The organism is Gammaproteobacteria bacterium (ex Lamellibrachia satsuma) (genome assembly GCA_019623805.1).
Classification (GTDB): domain Bacteria; phylum Pseudomonadota; class Gammaproteobacteria; order Chromatiales; family Chromatiaceae; genus QGON01.
The window spans coordinates 2,305,296-2,323,376 of sequence record CP053680.1 but is presented as its reverse complement, the minus strand read 5'-3'; the positions used below and the strand labels follow the sequence as shown (position 1 = coordinate 2,323,376).

General features: G+C 54.4%; 17 protein-coding genes and 1 pseudogene. 5 read left to right on the top strand and 13 right to left on the bottom strand.

What is annotated here, in order from left to right:
* Positions 1–26 precede the first annotated feature (26 nt).
* Genes HPY30_10060 through HPY30_10050 form a run of 3 tightly spaced genes read left to right on the top strand, consistent with a single transcriptional unit; the run spans position 27 to position 2,460 of the window.
* A complete protein-coding gene (locus HPY30_10060; protein ID QYZ66305.1) occupies positions 27–857 on the top strand; it encodes an AsmA family protein in 831 nt (276 codons plus the stop codon).
* Between the two features lie 21 nt (positions 858–878).
* On the top strand, positions 879–2,243 hold the full coding sequence (locus HPY30_10055) for a Rieske 2Fe-2S domain-containing protein (protein ID QYZ66304.1): 1,365 nt from the start codon (positions 879–881) through the stop codon (positions 2,241–2,243).
* Positions 2,244–2,253: 10 nt separating this feature from the next.
* Positions 2,254–2,460: a hypothetical protein gene (locus HPY30_10050; GenBank protein QYZ66303.1), complete on the top strand. Its 207-nt coding sequence runs from the start codon at positions 2,254–2,256 to the stop codon at positions 2,458–2,460.
* 174 nt (positions 2,461–2,634) lie between these two features.
* Here the strand turns inward: HPY30_10050 and HPY30_10045 are convergent, their stop codons facing one another.
* Positions 2,635–2,889, bottom strand: a complete 255-nt coding sequence (locus HPY30_10045; protein QYZ66302.1) for a CDGSH iron-sulfur domain-containing protein — start codon at positions 2,887–2,889, stop codon at positions 2,635–2,637.
* A 371-nt stretch (positions 2,890–3,260) separates the two neighbouring features.
* Between HPY30_10045 and HPY30_10040 the strand changes: the two genes are divergently transcribed.
* Positions 3,261–4,181: a hypothetical protein gene (locus tag HPY30_10040; GenBank protein QYZ66301.1), complete on the top strand. Its 921-nt coding sequence runs from the start codon at positions 3,261–3,263 to the stop codon at positions 4,179–4,181.
* Positions 4,182–4,244: 63 nt separating this feature from the next.
* Here HPY30_10040 and HPY30_10035 read toward each other — a convergent pair whose 3' ends face one another.
* Positions 4,245–6,455: a hypothetical protein gene (locus HPY30_10035; protein ID QYZ66300.1), complete on the bottom strand. Its 2,211-nt coding sequence runs from the start codon at positions 6,453–6,455 to the stop codon at positions 4,245–4,247.
* 154 nt (positions 6,456–6,609) lie between these two features.
* Between HPY30_10035 and HPY30_10030 the strand changes: the two genes are divergently transcribed.
* Entirely contained in the window at positions 6,610–7,152 is a 543-nt protein-coding gene (locus HPY30_10030) for a lipid-binding SYLF domain-containing protein (protein QYZ66299.1), read from the top strand.
* Positions 7,153–7,340: 188 nt separating this feature from the next.
* On the opposite strand, the gene HPY30_10025 is transcribed toward HPY30_10030, so the two are convergent.
* From HPY30_10025 to HPY30_09975, 11 genes and pseudogenes are all read right to left on the bottom strand, one after another.
* Positions 7,341–8,642 (bottom strand): formate hydrogenlyase, encoded by a 1,302-nt coding sequence (locus tag HPY30_10025; protein QYZ66298.1) that lies wholly within the window; start codon positions 8,640–8,642, stop codon positions 7,341–7,343.
* A complete protein-coding gene (locus HPY30_10020) occupies positions 8,639–10,135 on the bottom strand; it encodes a monovalent cation/H+ antiporter subunit D family protein (protein QYZ66297.1) in 1,497 nt (498 codons plus the stop codon). The genes HPY30_10025 and HPY30_10020 overlap by 4 nt, the downstream gene beginning before the upstream one ends.
* On the bottom strand, positions 10,132–11,544 hold the full coding sequence (locus tag HPY30_10015) for an oxidoreductase (protein QYZ67989.1): 1,413 nt from the start codon (positions 11,542–11,544) through the stop codon (positions 10,132–10,134). The genes HPY30_10020 and HPY30_10015 overlap by 4 nt, the downstream gene beginning before the upstream one ends.
* Positions 11,545–11,585: 41 nt before the next feature.
* Positions 11,586–11,894: a Na+/H+ antiporter subunit C gene (locus HPY30_10010; protein ID QYZ66296.1), complete on the bottom strand. Its 309-nt coding sequence runs from the start codon at positions 11,892–11,894 to the stop codon at positions 11,586–11,588.
* Positions 11,891–12,833 (bottom strand): annotated as a pseudogene (locus HPY30_10005) (DUF4040 domain-containing protein). The gene HPY30_10010 and the pseudogene HPY30_10005 overlap by 4 nt, the downstream one beginning before the upstream one ends.
* 26 nt (positions 12,834–12,859) lie before the next feature.
* Positions 12,860–13,159: a monovalent cation/H(+) antiporter subunit G gene (locus HPY30_10000; GenBank protein QYZ66295.1), complete on the bottom strand. Its 300-nt coding sequence runs from the start codon at positions 13,157–13,159 to the stop codon at positions 12,860–12,862.
* The gene (locus tag HPY30_09995; protein QYZ66294.1) at positions 13,146–13,424 is read right to left on the bottom strand and encodes a pH regulation protein F; all 279 of its coding nucleotides are present in this window, start codon (positions 13,422–13,424) and stop codon (positions 13,146–13,148) included. Before HPY30_09995 ends, HPY30_10000 begins: the two co-directional genes overlap by 14 nt.
* Before the next feature lie 14 nt (positions 13,425–13,438).
* Positions 13,439–13,576 carry a hypothetical protein gene (locus tag HPY30_09990; protein ID QYZ66293.1) on the bottom strand — a complete coding sequence of 46 codons (138 nt, stop codon included), beginning with the start codon at positions 13,574–13,576 and terminating at the stop codon, positions 13,439–13,441.
* A 1-nt stretch (position 13,577) separates the two neighbouring features.
* Entirely contained in the window at positions 13,578–14,105 is a 528-nt protein-coding gene (locus HPY30_09985; protein QYZ66292.1) for a Na+/H+ antiporter subunit E, read from the bottom strand.
* A 154-nt stretch (positions 14,106–14,259) separates the two neighbouring features.
* Positions 14,260–15,186 carry a hypothetical protein gene (locus HPY30_09980; protein ID QYZ66291.1) on the bottom strand — a complete coding sequence of 309 codons (927 nt, stop codon included), beginning with the start codon at positions 15,184–15,186 and terminating at the stop codon, positions 14,260–14,262.
* 258 nt (positions 15,187–15,444) lie between these two features.
* Entirely contained in the window at positions 15,445–17,865 is a 2,421-nt protein-coding gene (locus tag HPY30_09975; protein ID QYZ66290.1) for a PAS domain-containing protein, read from the bottom strand.
* Between the last annotated feature and the right edge of the window lie 216 nt (positions 17,866–18,081).

Here is an 18,081-nt window from a genome sequence, read left to right as displayed (position 1 = left end):
CCTTAACCTTGCCGGATAAGGAATAGATGGCTCTCACGAGATTTTGCTTCATTTTGTTGCTCATGTTCTGCACTTCATCGCAGGCAGCAGTACAGACATTGCAACAGGAAGAGCTGCCAAACTACGCCTTCGCCCCCTTTATCGGCTCAGGAATCTATGCCACCCGGGACCGCACGGTCACGGTATTCAATATCCCCCTCTCCTGCGACCTGCGCACCATAGAGGAATATGGTTGGGGGCTGGAAGTCACCACACCAGTCACTATCGGTCTATTCAACTTTGATTTCAGAGACCTTGAGATCCCTAACCTGCAGGAGCAGCTTGGGACCCTGAGTTTCGTACCCGGCCTCCATTTCCATCTGCCGGTTTCAGAACAGTGGATTCTCACCCCGCTTGTCGACCTGGGCGTTGGCAAGGCCAGCAGTGGCAGCGACTTCGCCTGGATCTACTCCATCGGTCTGGAAAGCCGCTACAATTTTGACTGGCGCAGCTACGATCTTCTGTTTGGCAACCGCTTACGCTATGCGGGTTATCAGCTGCATGAAAGCGATATCCGGGATGACTACTACTCCTTTGAAACCGGCCTTGATGTTTTACTTCCGACCAATCTTAATCACTTTGGCTGGAAGGCCAGATTCAATGCCTATGCCATGAACCAGCTCTATTTCGGCGACCTGGATTTTGTCAATCCCCTTGGACAAACTCAAGAGGTGGATGTGTTATGGGAGGTCGGTTTCACGGTTGATCTGTCAACGAACACGGACACCGGTACATTCGAACTGCCCCGCATTGGGCTGGGTTATCGTTTTGGCGATGGCCTGGGTTTGATCCGACTGGTATTTGGCAGGATGTTCTGAATCCACACGAGGAAATATTCAATGGATGCACCACATAAAGTCTGCGACCTGGCGGAACTGGAGCCCGGACACGGTTTTCACGTCACGGTTCGCGGCAGACCCCTGGCCCTGTTCCTTGACCAGGGTCAGGTCTATGCGTTGGAGGATCGTTGCCCCCATCGGGAGGGGCAGATGTCCCGTGGGCATGTGGAAAACGGCGAGGCAATCTGCCCACTGCACCAGTGGAATTTTGATCTGAAGACCGGCGTCTCCCCCTACAATCCAAAGGACCGGATCGCCACCTATCCCGCAGAGATTCGTGACAATTCAGTCTACATTGATGCCGCTGCGGTCGATCCCCTGCCAGAGGCCAGTTTTGCGGGCTACCAGGGAGAGTGGCGACGCTGGCATCAGGACGCCCGTGGACACTACCTGATCAAGCGGCTGGCGAAAGGGCTAAAACCCGGTATTGAGGCGATGGGCGCCCCTACTCCGATGCTGCCTTCACTACCGGACTTCGACCATTTTCACCTGCGTGCAGGACAGCTCCAACGTCCCCCCAGACTCTCCGGGCAGACAGTAAACACCGCTGTTACCATCGGCCGGGGCGCCGGCAAACCACTGCACATCACACTACCGGCCTACGTCTCCCATATGTCCTTCGGCGCCCTCTCGAAGGAGGCCAAGGTCGCACTGGCTAGTGGTAGCCAACTCGCCGGCACCCTGACCTGCTCTGGTGAAGGAGGCATGCTGCCCGAAGAACGAGCGGCCGCCGCAATATATATCCTGGAAATGGCAAGCGGTTACTTCGGCTGGAATGAGCAGGCTATCGCCAAGGCAGATGCCATCGAGATCAAACTGGGACAATCCGCCAAACCCGGCCTGGGTGGTGAACTGCCTGGAGACAAAGTACAGGGGGATATCGCTGAAGTTCGGGGATTGGTGCCAGGTACCACTGCTCATTCACCAGCCCGTTTTCCCGACATCGAAAACTTGAAGCAGATGCAGCAGCGGATCAAACAGATCCGTGACCTGGATGGTGGCGACCGTCCCATCGGCATCAAATTCGCGGCTAACGAAGTGGCTGCCGACACCACATCCGCCCTCTCCCTGCTGCCGGACTTCATTACCATTGACGGTTTCGGCGGTGGCACCGGCGCTGCTCCCACCTATGTGCGCGACCAGTTCGGCATGCCACTGACAGAGGCGCTCCCTATCGCCCGTCACCTTATCGACAAGCATAACCTGGCCCATCCGCAACGGCCGGTCACCCTCATTGCCACTGGAGGCGTACGCACACCGGCTGACATCATGAAAGCCCTGGCCTTGGGTGCGGATGCCTGCGCCCTGGCCACCGCCGCCCTGTTTGCTCTCGGTTGCGAATACTATCGCGCCTGTGGCTCCTAATGAGTGTCCTGTGGGGATCACCACCCAGAAAGGGGAACTGCGTCAACGCATCGATATCGACAAGGGCGCACAGAGAATCGCCAACTTCTTTGGTGGGACTCGTGAGATGCTGCAGGACTACCTGCGCATCATGGGTTATGAGACGATCGACCAGGTCAATGCCGGGGACCTGATCCCTCTAAGCGATCAGGCCCGTAAGCAGCTGAAACCCCTTTGAGGGAAAAATGGATCCCTGTCATGTTCAAACTCAGGTTTCGGAATTCAAACCATCCTGAAAAGATGATGAGTGGCGTTTAATTCATCCGGTAGGGTGCGCCTCGCGCACCCTACGTTCACTCCAAAATCTGTGTTCAAACTATCCTCCGCCCTACTGAAACAGAGGCCAAAAGGATCAATCCGTCTCTTCGACAATATTCTCGTGACTGCCGTCACAATAGGGCGGATTGGCCGTCTGCTTACACATACAGAGCCAGGCTTCCCCTGATTTCTCCGCTCTGAACCCCAGTGGTGATATCTCCGTCCCCTGATGCGAGCCATCACAATACGGCTGATTTTTTGACCGCCCACAGGCACACCACCAGTACTCTTTACCCGCCTGCAACTCCACAGAAACCGGCTCTCTTGCTGCAACTTTTCCTTTTTCCATACACCTCACTCCCGAAAATTGATTCGTCACCTATGGCGTCATTGTAGCAACGCTCAATACAGAGAACGCGTGCCTCGTATAGGGATTAGGCACACCGTCAATATTTCCTTTGAAAAATACACGGTAATTTAGTAGGTTTGTTCACAGGGTGACATGCTTTTGATCTTAGTGATCAATTCAATAACAACATTAAAAATAATTCAAACAATCAATCAGTTACTAGCTATAACCATCGTAAATACCTTAACATCGCTTGTGGTAAAACATCATGGGAAGGCGTTCTGATCTCGAAAAGAGTGGTTTTGATGTAAAAAATGTGGCACGGTTCCAACACAGTATATTAGTTTATGATATATTACTGAATCATGAACATGCATAACCTAAAACTGAGGACACCGAACCAGATCCTGCAGCATAGAAAAGATCTGCAGCAGGTCTATTGCGGCCAGAAGCCTTTCCTCGCACCAGGTAAATCGCAACAGATCCTGGTGGACTATATGGACTATTTTGAGTCGGTACTCCTGCACCAGGCCCCCACGGCCAATATCAGCCAGATTCAGGAGATGCTGCTGGAACTCTCCTGCATTATCCGCAGCCGGAATACCCAACTGATTCCTGGAGAGTACAGTAATTTTCTGCAGCGACTGATTCGTATCTATGGAGAAGGTTTTTCTCAGAATTCCGGTGATGCATTTCTTGTTACCGCCGCTGACTACGCCGACGTCATTGAAGCAATGAGTAAAGCTTGCCCCAACTACGACTACAGTGAGGCCCTCGGCCAACTGTTGCGCTACATGAGCCAGCTGTACAAAGGACGGAAGAGTAGCTGGAAAACCGTTTACGAACATATTCTGTCAATGCCCGACTCCATTACAGCCGTGCAGATGGTGAAGACAGAGTATTTCACAGAGATCCAGCAGTGGGCCGAAGAGGGTGTCGGCAACCTGTTCCAGATCCGCAAGGATATCTATCAGCGCATCGAAGAACTGGAGCAGCAAGCCAATGCCATAGAGAAGCAGATAGACGCCGAAGGATCAATGCTGGCCACTGAAACCCCTGCCCCGAAGGTTTTCGGGCAGGCTCAGATAATCAATCTGGCAGAGAAAAGGGCGCAAAAGCGAATCGAGGCACTCAACGGGGACCTTGCTACAAATGCGCGGGATATCCTCAGCCAGGGAGAGCTGGTCGCACTGATCGAATCCAACATCCAGGAATTTGATGATAAGCTGCGGGAAGCCCGCCGCGCCTATTCCATCCGCCTGGTACATGCCGCCGAGTTAAACCTCTCTTAACCGAGACAGGCCCAAACCCAAAGGCTTGCTAATGCCCGCTTGTAGACGCAAAAGGGGAGAACCCTACAGCTCTCCAGTGGGCAGCTGTCCTGCACGTGCGACTATGGACGCCTCAATCTGATCAGCGATGGCCTGTTTTCGCTGCCGGTTTTCCTCCGACCGCGTCTCCACCCAAAGGCCGAAACGACCCTGTTTCAATCTGGAGACGTATACCTTCAGCGCACGCTGCCTGCGTTCACTCAGACTCGCCTCAGTCCTGCGGGCATCCGGCGTATTAACGACCAGATAAATACGCAGACGTTCGCTTGGGTAGTCCGGATGCTGGTACCAGTCGATATCATAACTCATGCGTCCGTATCCGGCATGGACCTGAGTCGTGGGCCATGAGGCGGTGAATTCCTCCACCGCAGCCAACAGCTGGGAGTCTATGTCTTGCCTGGAATGCTGCCTGCGCTCCGGCATTTGCGACTTCCTCGCCAAACGTTCTGCCGCCCGCGCCTGTTGCTTGCTATACGACTGCCAGGCTGCCTGCCCACCGATGGTTGCGGGCAGTAGCAATGCAGCTGCAACACAGCCCCACCCAAGGCGTCCAAGCCACCGGTTGAGTAGGTCGACAACCGTAATTTCCAACTGTTCCCCACCACCACCGCCTGCCGTTGGTACGCTTTCCCCTTTGTCTTGTGATCCGGTGAGGCGATCCCTCAGCTCCACCAGATCGCCCCAGAGATCGTCAGCGGCAGCCAGTGCGGCACGAACTGCAAAGATGACAACGCCCATACCAAGCAGGGCCAGACTGGCAAGCAGCATGCGGTTATCCAACTCCAGATCCACCTGCTGGCCCAGTGCCAGTAACCAAAACAGGTTCAGCTGGTCTCCCAAGACTTGCAAAGCCTCCCAAGCCGCCTGGTAGTTTGCCAGCACGGAATAGAGCAACAGACAAAGACTGATCAACGCCAGCCAGCCGGTATGCTTTTTACTTAGTGGTGCAAGCCACTGCCAAAGCCGGGGCACCAGCAGGCTAGCTCCCGTGATGACAACAAAAAGCGCGCACAGCCAATAGAGATCGAGTGGTGACTCAAGTGGCCACAACTGGAGCAGGACGACCAACACCAGTAACAGATAAAAAGCCCAGGCGTTCGACCACCAGGGGACGGTGCGATTTTCGAGTAGCGCTCGGATCTGTATCCCCAGGCTGCCAAAGCCGAACACATACAGAGGAGTGCTCAGCAAGATATAGGGTCTGAATTGTGACAGTTCGAAACCAGCCCGCATGCCACCTTCCAAACCCCACATAACCACAACGCCAGCCAGCAGTGCCACCAGTCCGGGGTAACCCAGATACCGACCGGCAATAAGCGCCGCCAGTGGTATGGCCTCTGCCACGCCAAACCAGCGCCAGTAGACAGGCAACTTCCAGAATCTGTGGTAATCGGGATCGACCAGGGCATTAACCAACCAGAGATTCAACTCGCGCCCAAGACCCAGAAGCAATAGCCCCAGCAGCACGGCGGCAAGGCCCGGGTTCAGAGTCTGCGGCATCGCCGCAGTCTGTGGCGGACGAAGCGTGCGTCCCAATAGCAGGTAGCCGGTGGCAGCCAGGAACTCTGCAGGCGTGTCCAGGATGAAGTCCAGCTTTAGATATTTCAGCTCAGTCAACCCCAACAAGGGCAGATCGGCCCGGATGGCACCCAGCCATACTGCGGCATCCCGCGGCAGCTGAAACCCATCCAGTAGTACGCCAAACAGGGTTACCCCGATCAGCGATCCCAGAGCCACACCCAGGGAGACGCGGGAGAGTCCCAGCGAGAATACAAACAGATAGAGTAATACCCGGAAGTGAAACACCGCCTGCAGCTTGATGTCGCCACTGTAGCGCTCTCCCCATAACCCCAGGCTCAGAGCCAGCAACCCCAGGATCAAGGGCAACACCCAAGCCGGGAGGGTACGGATTGCAAAGCGCTGCAGCGGTTCTGGTCTGCTCGGTAACCAAGCGAGAAACAGGGCAGCAAGATAGAGGTCCGGGTATGCCGGCAGACTGATAGCATCGTAGGAGATGGATAACGGCAACCCAAGACCGCCGAGCGCCACCACCGCCAACCCCATCTTGCCATACCTTTGGCCCAGCCACAGCGCCAAAGGCAGGATCAACCAGGGTGCCGACAATTTCACCATGTCCGCCAGCTGAACATGTAAGGATAGCAGCAGGATTAATGGCAACCAGGCCCAAGCCTGCAACCCGTCTCTCGCCCCGTCAGTTCCATGTTCGCTTGGCATGCTGCATCCCTCCCCCGATTGCCAGTGAAAAACCGCACCTGCCTCCCTAAGGTTAGCGCTTAAATAAACTTAGGGAACGGCCCTTGAGCGAAACGGGACCAAATTTCTAGAGCCTGCTAAAATACCCTCTGTGAGACGAAAAAGAGAAGTCGTAATGAAAAAGTTGGTTCTTACCCTAGTGATACTATTTTTCTCGGCGCCCTTGTTTGCCGATGAAGTCCAGTCAACGATAGGGAAGTTCAAAAAAGCCCCGGATACCCACACTTTCTTCAAGAACGCTTATGGTTATGCCGTTTTTCCCACCATCGGTAAAGGGGGAATCGGTATTGGTGCCGCCCATGGAAAGGGAAAGGTATTTCGTAAAGGAACCCATACCGGCAATTCCAGTATGACTCAGCTCAGTATCGGTTTTCAGCTGGGTGGGCAAGCATTCAGCCAGATAATTTTTCTACAGGACAAACGGGCCTACGATGAATTTACGGGCGGTAGTTTTGAGTTCAGCGCCCAGGCCTCCGCAGTCGCGCTTACTGCAGGAACCAATGCACAAACCAGTACTGCGGGTAATGCTGCAGGGGCAGGCGAGACCAAACAGAAAGCCAGCTATGTGGGTGGCATGGCCACGTTTACCATGGCTAAAGGCGGTCTCATGTATGAAGCTGCTATTGGCGGGCAGAAATTTAATTTCAAACCCAAATAATCATCACGGCGGCCACTGAAAGCCTCAACCAAGCACAGCAATGGATTCGCAGGAAAAGAGATTGCAGGCAGATCAAGATCTGTCTGCAAAAACACCTGCCAACGCCACTGCCGTCATCGGCTTGTGAAGGAAGAAACCCTGGGCCAGACATCCCATCTCCCGGGGCAGCAACTCCGTACAAAAGTGATTCAGCAAGCAGCGAGAAATACAAACACCATTGCCAGCAACAAAAGCAGGGTGCTTGCAAAGGTCCAGCGTTGCAAAGAATGTTCGACATTATCCAAGATTCCTTGCCAGGCACAGATCTGCCGGAGACAGCCCATTTTAGCCAGCCATGAAGAACGCAACCCGGGCAAGGTATAGAACCCTATTTTCGCTCCCCACCGCACGACAGCTCCAGGCCAACGTTCAAACCACGGGTTTGAGTCGGCTGTCTGCATCGCAGGCGTGGCAGGATATTCGCGCCTCGCCTGCAGCCACCCGATTGTGACGGCCAGAACCGCTAGCCCAAGTCCCAGAGAGACAATGTAATAAAGTGCCAAATTCCCGTACCCTTCCCATGCAGCAGGATCGGCCAGCCCAGTTCCCAGGGCGGTGACAAACAATCCTGTGGTTATGATGACAGCATAGGCGGGTAACAGCTTCAACTGCGCCCGTATCAGCCCGGCTAGAATGGCATAGAGCATGGCGGCCACGCCTATACCCTGGATGATTAATCCCAGTTTAGTCGAGGTAATTTCACCAAGGGGCAACCACCGCACCATTCCGAGCAGAGCAATGGCAACCGGAACACCGCCCAGCAGCAGGGCCACCACCGGCCGGGCAGAACGAAACGCCAGCGGTAACCAAAAGTGTAACGGCCAGATGCCTGCCTTCGCCGCAAAGCCGAAGACAACCATCGACAGATACAGACCCAGGGAAGGTGACTGTGCCATTGCGTGGTGCACTGCTTCAAAACCTAAATCCCCTGTCGTTGCAGCCGTGATCAACAGAACCTCAAATAACGCCAGATCAGCCAGGATCAGGAGACCAAGATAGGCGCGCCCAGCCCGCCGCGCCCCTGCGTTTCCTGTCGTCACCAACAGACCATAAAATCCGTAACCCATCAGCGTCGAAAAGGCAAAAAAACCGACCAACCCGGTCGCGAGAATCGTCCCCAGATTTCCCGCCATGGTCAGCAGAAAAAATGTAGCGGGGTGATTGTCCGTTGATCGACTGGTGGCTGTCCGCAGCAGGGTCGCAGCGGCCGCCCAAAGTACCACTGACATCGCTAACAATAATCGGGATGCCCCACCAACACCCAGCCCGGTGCCAAACAGCAGCCACGGCACATCAATAGAAACGACCGCCGGGAAGATCAACAGAATGGCGGCAGGCAAGATGGCCAGATGACAAGGCCAGGACAGGCGTGAGCGCAGCACTGGAAGCGCCAGCAACAGTGGTACCCCCGGTACCGACAGCAGCAGAATAACACTCAGGGTGGTATTCACGGCAAGTATTCCTGTGCCGTGATAAAACGCGCCCATTGCAGCGGGCTGAATGGTGCCGATGCCAGCAATCCCGCGGCCAGGGTCAGCAGGGCTGTCACTACCGGGGGAGCCAGTAGCAACCAGAACGTTTCACGCCGACCCCAGGTGCGCTCGGTGGGCCAGGCATCGGGAGGCGCCTTGAACCAGGCAGCGTACAGAATAGGCAGGAAATATCCCGCGTTGAGCAGGCTGCTGCCAGCCAGGACAAAAACCACCCAGCCCTGTCCGGCGTCCAGCGCCCCCAGCCCCAGGTACCACTTGCTGATAAAACCAGCCAGTGGCGGAACACCGATCATACCGAGGGCGCCGATAGTAAACGCCGCCATAGTCCAGGGCATGCGCCTCCCAACGCCGTTCATTTCGCTGATTTTGTGAATCCCTAAAGTCTCTGCGAGGTTGCCGGCGCAGAAAAACAGGGTGATTTTCATCACACCCTGGTGCACCAGATGGACCAGGGCGCCGATGGTCGCGGCCGGGCCGACGATCGCAATACCAAGGACGATATAGGAGACCTGGCTGACCGTAGAGAATGCCAGCCGGCGCTTCAGATCATCCTGGAATAGCGCCCGTAGCGAGCCGTAGATGATGGTCACTGCTGCCACTGCGGCAAGCGGCCCCGTAACGCCGAGATCTGCCGCCACCTCGACGCCGAAAACATCGTCGACCACCCGCACGATGCCAAAGGCGCCTGCTTTCACCACCGCCACTGCATGCAACAATGCGCTCACCGGGGCCGGCGCCACCATCGCTTGCGGGAGCCAACCGTGCAAGGGTACCAGTGCTGCCTTGACACCCAGTCCTGCAATCAACAATACAAAGATAACAATGAGTGCCGCCCGGTGCGTGTCGACCAACTCCGCCACAAATCCACGGTGGGTAAATTCCAGCGAACCAACCAAGCTATAGATCCACACCGTGCCTACCAGCAACAAGGCACCACCTGCGATGGTATAGGTGAGATAGGTGCGCCCGGCCTGGCGCGCCACCTCGGTTCCCCGGTGCACGATCAGCGGGTAAGTGGCCAGGGTCAGCAGTTCATAAAACAGCAGAAATGTTATCAAGTTTCCAGCCAATGCCACACCGATCGTTGCGGTCACACACAGGCTGAAGAAACCGAAAAAGCGGCTGCGATGGGGTGAGCCCTCCAGATAACCAATGGCGTAGATGGTAGTCACCAGCCAGAGCACAGTGGAAAGTGTGACGAACAGGACCGCCTCTGCATCGGCACGCAGCACCAGGTCCAGCCCAGGCAATAGGGGCAGGCGGATCTCGTAATGGTGCCCATGAGAAACACCCCAGATCATCACCCCAACCAGCACCAGCTTGAGCAACGCTCCACCCAGGTTCAAGGTGGTACGGGTTGCTACGCGCTCCTCGGGCAGAAAAAAAATCACCAGCCCGGGTAACAGGGAACTGAAGAGAATGAGCAGCGGCAACCCGGCGTCCCAGTTCATCCGGCGCTCTCCCTACCAAACGGCAAACCGATCTCCATCAGCGCCAGCGGCCAAGGCGCGCACAGACCCAACAGGATTGCCCCCAGCGCCAGCGCCAGCGCGACCAACTCCATGATAGTGGACACCGCCCTCGTTTCGTGGAGCACCCCGGCCTGGGTAAACGCATAGCCGATCACTTTAAAGATATAGGCGGCAGCCAGCAGCCCGCCAAGGATCAGGATGACCACCCACCACCATTGACCGGCGCGCAGCGCGGCATCAAGCAACAACCACTTGCCGATAAATCCGCCACTGGGCGGCAGACCTATGATGCTGATGCCTGCTAACGCAAACGCAGTCACAGTCAGGGGCAGGCGATGCGCCACTCGATCGAGATCTGCGATACGGTCATGCTCACCGAAACGCATGATGTTACCGGCCGCCATGAACATGGCCGCCTTGGCCAGAGCGTGGGATAGCAACAGATAAAGACTCCCCTTCCAGGCGGTACCGGTTTCCAGCGGAAAAGCCAGAAAAAAATAGCCCAGTTGCGCAACGGTGGAATAGGCGATCAGTAGTTTAAGCCGGGTCTGGCGCAGCGCCTGAATCCCACCCCAGAGGACAGCGGCCGCGCCGAGCAGACCCAACAGTTGTCCGAATGCCACATTGCCCAGCGGAAAGACCTCCAGCCACAGCCGCAGCAGAATATAAAATGATGCCTTCACAACCAGTGCCGACAAAAGCGCGCTCACCGGCGCCGGCGCACTGGCGTGGGCTGGCGGCAACCAGAAGTGCAGCGGAAATAGCGCAGTCTTCAGCAACAGGCCTGCACTCATCAGTCCCACGGCTGCCCACACTGTGGGCGACGGTTCCATCCGTTGCGCCAGTATCGCGATGTCGACGCTGCCAAAACTGTGATAGAGCAACGCAACGCCCAACAGGTAGAACAACGATCCCAGCAGACTGACCAGCAGGTACCGCATGGCCGAGGTTAAGGCATCCGCACCACCGGCCAATGCCACCAGCGCCACCGCCGCCAATCCCAGCAATTCCAGTGTGACGTATAGATTGAAGATGTCTGCGGACAGAAACAGGGCATTCAGCGCGGCCCACAGGAACAACCAAAGCGGCCAAAAGAGAGCGGATGATTTGCGTTCGAAATAGCCGGTGGAATAGGCGCTGATGCCCAGCCCTACCCCCGCTGTTACCATCAACATCAGCAGACTCAGACCATCAGCGTACAGATCAATACCTAATGGCGCGCCCCAGCCACCGACCGCGTAGCGTTGCGTCCCCAGCACCACCACTTGCCAGCCCAGTCCAGCCACGCAGGTGGCCACACCGATCGCGGTAACCAGGCCCAGCGGGACGCTGCGCCGCGGCCATAAAAAACAGACCAAAGCTCCGACCAGCGGCAGTAAAATGGCCATCACGCCCCAAGGCGTATTTACGACCGATGTTCCCAACAACACTATTCCAACCGCTCTTCAGGGATCCGGGCCCGACCGGTCACCGCTCGCACCCGCAGCATCAATGCAAGCGCCAGGGCTGTGGCGGAGACAGCAACCACGATGCCGGTAATCACCATGGCGTGAGGCACCGGGTCCGGTATCGCCCCCGGTGTACGCCCGCCTAAAGCCACCAGTACCAGGAACACCCCACTGCCCATCACATTGATGGCCAGGATCTTGCGCAGCAAATGCGCGCACACGATCAAGGTATACAGACCCAGGGTAAACAGCCCCACCCCGACCAGCGCATAGGGGAAAACATGATTCACCGCTGCGACCTCTCCGCTGGCCGACCACCCATGAACAGGGCAGCCAACGTAATGCCGATAGATAAGGTCGCCGCCGCTTCGATCAGCAGCATCAACGCTGCGGCAAATGGCGGAGGATATTCCAGCAGTCTCCTTCCCACCAGTATTAACACCATGCCTACCGTAACGAATGTCCCAAGGCCCGTCACCAGGGTAATGCGCAATGGCAGCCCGGATAATCTTGCGTCTGGACGCCAACCGACCAACAATAACAACACCCCCGCCGCCCCCAGCACCGCACCGGCCTGAAAGGCGCCGCCTGGCGTGCGGGCGCCCACCCACAGCAGATAGCCAGCGACCAGGATAAGTAATGGAACCAGCAGGCGTGACAACATATCCAGCACCGGCCCAGTGGATGCCTCACTCTGTTCCGGCACACGACTGAGTGACCAGACTCCAAGCAGGGCCAGCAGCAGCACACCCATTTCCAGCAAGGTGTCGTAACCACGGAAGTTAAGCAGCACGGCAGTCACCGGATTGCTCACACCGCTGGTTTCGATATTTTCCGTCACAAAGTCGCTCAAACCAGGAGTCTGCGCTGGAAGGGACAACACCGCATAGCCCAATCCCACTGCCAGAAGTGACAGGAGCGCCACAAGCAGCCAACGAAACAACGTCTGTTTTTCAACAAACCTGGTCATGAACTTCAGATTCGTCGTCTTTCTTATGGAGTTTCTTTATTTCATTCTTTGATTCGAGCCTTGCCAGTGCAGCCAGCAATAAGGCGCCGGTCAGACCCGCACCGATGGCCGCCTCGGCCAGTGCGATATCCGGCGCATCGAGCCGTACCCAAGCCAGTGCCATCAGCAGCCCAAAGGCGATGAACAGCACAATAGATCGGAACAGATCCGGACTCGCCAGTGTCCGCCAGGCCAGCCATAACAGGGCAAATCCCAGCATGGTATCGAACGCCGATTGCAACAGTGTCACTGCTTCCACAGCTTGATGCCTCTTAGACGCGCCGCTGCAGCCACCAGATGGGCAACACTGGCGCTGGCAAGCAACACCAATAACCAGATCAGCAGCAACTTGCCCACCACAGCCCAGGACTCAGCCTGCAAGGCGAGCCCGGCCACCACCAATCCCAGACCAACGTTGTCGGCCTTGGTCAATGCATGCAGGCGGGTATAGACATCAGGAAAGCGCAATAGACCGACGGTACCCGCCAAAAAGAACACCGCCCCGGAAAGCAACAGAAACATAGTGAGGTACTCAGTCACCCGCATCGCCATCTTCACGGACCGCCCAGGCGCGCCGCACGAAAGCAACGGCGGTTACCGCCGCCAGCAGTGCAAACACCAGTGCCACATCACGCAGCGGCGGGTGATCAAACGCCTGCGCCAACAGCAGCACACAGGCTACTGCAGTAGTGCCGAACAACTGCGCCGCAAGCATGCGGTCTGCCGCTGTCGGACCGCGCAGAACACGCCACAGCCCCGCCACCAGCGTCAACAGGAGGAACAGTGCCATACCCATGTATAGTGTATCCATTCGCGATCAATGCTCTAACATGACGGGCGTAATTGCAGCTGTTTGCGGTTTTGTTGCCAGACTTCTTCCACATAGGCATCAGCATCGGCCCCTTCTAACACAGCCTTCAGCTCTGGATCGACAACAGGAAGTAAGCTCTTGAATCGTTTCATATCACACCAACGCAAGTCCAAACACGCCGGCCACCTGCTTTTCCAACATGCTCAAATCCTGGGCAAAGGTACTGGTCTCGTAGAGCACATGGATACGCAGGTATTCTTCATCCAGCCCGGCACTCAAGGTGCCCGGCAACAAACTCACGGCATTCGCCATAAACACCCGCGGCAGGCCCGGCGGCAACCGCCATCGATGCTCATACATATCCGGCGAGATCGGTAGTCGGGGATGCAATGCTCGCCTGGCTACATCCGCGCCTCCGTATAGGGAGCGCCAGAAAAAGAATGGGACAAAACGAGCGATCCCGACCAAGGACCAGGAAAAAGGAGGCAGTAGCGCCACGCTGGCCAAGGTCGCAAACAGTACCACCGGCACGCCAACCAACCATGAATCCGTTGCACCATCAGTGAGTATCCACCACAGCAGGGCAAACAAAACGGCTCGAAAACACCCGGTCCGCAAATGAATCATCACCGGGTCGCGAGGCAAAAACTCTAAACGCCGTCTTTGATCATCTGTGTGCATAATCATTCCAACATGATCAATAAAGGGCTTTCATTCATTGTCCAGAAAACGACTTGCAGGATACTGACAGTATTCAGAGAAATGAATTTTTCGAAAGTACAGATGAGAGTGAAGAACCAACTTGCGGCACAGTCTATCCACGTCGAAACCCGATTTACTCCCGTTTGAGAAAATACTCAACAATCAAACCAACAGGCAATTCAGCCTCGGTGATATGAACTTCGCAGTGTCCTGTACGCTCCATTAGATAATCAAGAAAAACTAATCCGGGCAATATTTTTTCTGCTTTTGGCAGGGACGATTTCAAATTATCGTACTGAGTCGGCGAAAAGCCCTGGAGTTCTAACATTCTATCATTCAGGGCGTTTCTGGTAAGCGTTCTATTATTTCCGCCAGGCCTTTTCTCTCCGATAACAAAAGAGGTAATGGTATTCGCTGCCAGTGCGATAATTCGATCCGTATTTTCCGGTAATTCTTTGAAGTTACCGTCGAGAAACCTACTGAAATTTTCTTGTGTTTCGTCCAGCGTGGAAGCATGTTCCACAAAACTCTCATATGCGAGTTCGTAACCAACAGGAATTGAGCGTGATTGGACTTTATCGTTGTTCCACCAGGCGATCTGAATGCTCTTACTCCCGGAATCACTTACGAGCTTATTGGGCGCACCGCCAGTGGCGGCAAGATAACCCACCTCACCTTCTCTTTCACCTTCAGCGACTTCAATGGCTATGCCGATTTTACCAGCCAGATCGATAACCTGCTGGTGGTTTCTGGCGTTCCTTATGGCGCTGGTGGCAATAGCAAGAACTGTCGTCGCGCCTCTGTCCCTGCAATAGCTCACAAATTGAGAGAGTGTATCCTCTATCTGCCTGAATTTGCTCCGGCCGATAATCCCGTGATTTTCCGTAACCTCTTTTCCAATCTCCAGCTGTTCTTTCCTGATCAGTTCTGTAGTGACTCTACCATTAACTTTCTGCCCAAAGACAAATTTGAAGTTCTTGCTTCCCATGTCAATTGCACCAACCAGGATTGCTCCTTCTTTGGTTCCGGATAGTTGAGCAATGGTGCTTTCACTGGTCATGGGTGATTGGAGCAGAGTAAAAGCCAATGCAATCTAACCAGTATCTGGCTTGGCCGTTCTCTCCAGCTTAGACCAAATCTGAGGACCTGGTTTAGGTCTGGGCCTGTCCACAGCTCGCCCTTGACCGCTGAACAGGGAAGTCGAACCTCCAATGCTGGCGGCTTGATTGAGTTCATGGACATGCCCTGTCTTCTGGAGGACTCAATGATCTCTTTCTGACGTTCACTAACGTGTAGACCGCTGTAAAGCTTGGTTCTTTTATTTTCTCAGTAGTGCAGTAAAATGAAAAGTGCTGCCGACGCCTAATTCGCTCTCCACCCAAATCATGCCACCCATTATCTCGGTGAGTTTCTTGGCGAGCGACAACCCCAGACCTATACCGCCGTACTCACGAGTGCTGGTGCCGTCAATTTGGGTGAATGTCTGAAACAGGTTAGCCCTTAGCTCTGGCTTGATGCCGATGCCAGTATCATGCACTGAAAAATGCAGTAAAGCAGTAGTCACGCTCTCTTCCTCGATCTCAACGCTGATCTCAATCCTTCCACCCATCTTGGAAAATTTCGCTGCGTTATCTCCCAGGTTGAGAAGAACTTTGCCTAGACGCATTGGATCACCAACCAAGATTTCGGGAACACCAGGGGCAACGTCGATCAGCAACTCCAATCCCTTCTCCTCGGCTTTGAGAGCAATCAACTGGGATAAGTTATCCATGACATCACTGATGCGAAAACTTGTTGCCTCCACCACCAGCATACCCGACTCGATATCAGAAAAATCCAAGATGTCATTGACGATGTCAAGCAGATTATTAGTGGCACCGAGCGACTGTTCGATGTAGTTGCGCTGTTTAGGATTAAGCTCTGTTTTCAATGCCAATTGCGACATGCCCATGATGGCGTTCATCGGCGTGCGAATTTCGTGGGACATATTGACTAAAAACTGGGACTTGATTTGACTGGCAATTTCGGCTTGTTCTTTGGCTTTTCGTAGATCATAGGTACGCTCAATGATAGTCTTCTCAAGCATCTGCTGGTGCGTCTCCAGGGCCTCTTCTGCCTCAATATGCCCAATGGCTTCACCTAAGGTCTTTGCGATACCTTCGATAAGATTGCGTTCCTGTTTAAGAAAAGGGCCTTCATCAAATGCTGGAAATTTTTTGGTGTAATAAACTTCAACAGATCCTCTGCACTTGTTACCGATAACAAGGTTGCTGGACTGTTTCCAGTCAGTCAGTTCAAACGGCCTTTCAACAAACTCTCTTTCATCAAGAACAATTCTACCCTTTGTGTATTCAGGATAATGCCAGCCCGGCGGGATGACTTTGACAGCATGACAAAGAACCGCATCTAATTTATTGTATTTGCGAACAATTTCAGCAATTCCAAACATACACTTAAGCTCTTTCATTCTTTCACCCATATCATGAATGAGCTGAGCTTTTTCAACCTCCGCCTGCTTGCGTTTGGTGATGTTGTGAGACAGAGCAATAAACCTTTGAGGCGAAGAACCCTTGTCCTTCAGGCTGACTGACAGTTCGAAGCATTGCTCTCCCTCCGGGGTGACAAGTTGAATCTGTCGACCGTAAGAGTGCCCTTTTTCTTTGGCCTCCATCAGTGCCGCCATCCCTTGGGCTGCAGCATCGGCAGGCAGCATTTCAGACACCGTGCGGCCTAGAAGCAGCTCTTTGCTGGCCACCAATTCATTTGGGTTCTGTACCCATATATTGAGATACCGCCCCTCCTCATCCAACTCAAATAACAGATCAGGAATGGCAGAAAGAATAGCGTTTTGCGAAGCCAACGCCTCCTTGAGTGCCTCTGCCATACGCATGCGCTCTTCGACCTCTCTATGCAGATTCTGGCTCAACACCCGAATAGGTTCTTTGAGTGTGGAGCGAACAACAGCCTCGAAGAAGAGCCAAAAGGAGAAGAACTGAAAAATATGCCCCACCAGATTTGAGAGGCCATACACGCTCACGTAGAAGGTATAGGAGAAGCCTGAACAGATGGCCATGATGATGGAGGCCGTCATAAGGACGAGAACATGCTGGTCCAGCAACGCCCGACGCTTCCATAGATAGGCAATCGCAATGAGCAACATGGTGATGGTCAAGTATTCGCTGACGACCTTGAATAAAGTAAGACCCTGCCCATCGATAAAGGCGTCAGGGAAGTGTCCCGATGCGACCAGGGCGATGAAAACGGCCGCTGTGAAGCCATACAGGGAGATTGCCAGGTTTCGGCTGAAGGGCCTATCCAGAAAAAACGGCGCAGTGACCAATATCAGCGTCTGAAGATATCGACTCGCAATCCAGAATTGTGCGGGCGGGTTGGCTCCCAAATCGGGATAGATGGACATTCCCTTGTAGACTAAGGTGTGTGCAACGAACAGTGCAGCAACCCACAGATACCCACACCCCAGATACATCAGGTAGTAATTACGTGAATAGGAGAAGGTCTGCCATATCACCACAGAGGCAATGACGGCAACCAGGATACCTACCAATTCCACCAGGGTATGAAACAATAGATAGTTGTGGAAGCTGACAATGATCAGCAAGATGGCCAGAACAACGGGCAACATCCAACGGAGTCCCAATAGTGAACTCCAGTTCAAAGGGATTTCAGTTTCATGGGTAACTTGCATCAAATTCTCAAGGCTAGATTTTTCTGCTATCAAGGTTAGAGGTCCGTCCTGAATTGATCAATGAAGCCAGCCGTCAACCACCCTTGCACAACTCTAATAAAGCAGATTCATGTAGAGATCCCGCACGCCAGCCGAGTCGGCCTTCCTAAGATACTGGCATACGATAGAATATCGTGGCCGCACCACAAAGGAGATATACCGTTCAAGGTCGGATTTTAGTTCTCAAAAGTACGCCAAAACCCGCAAAGA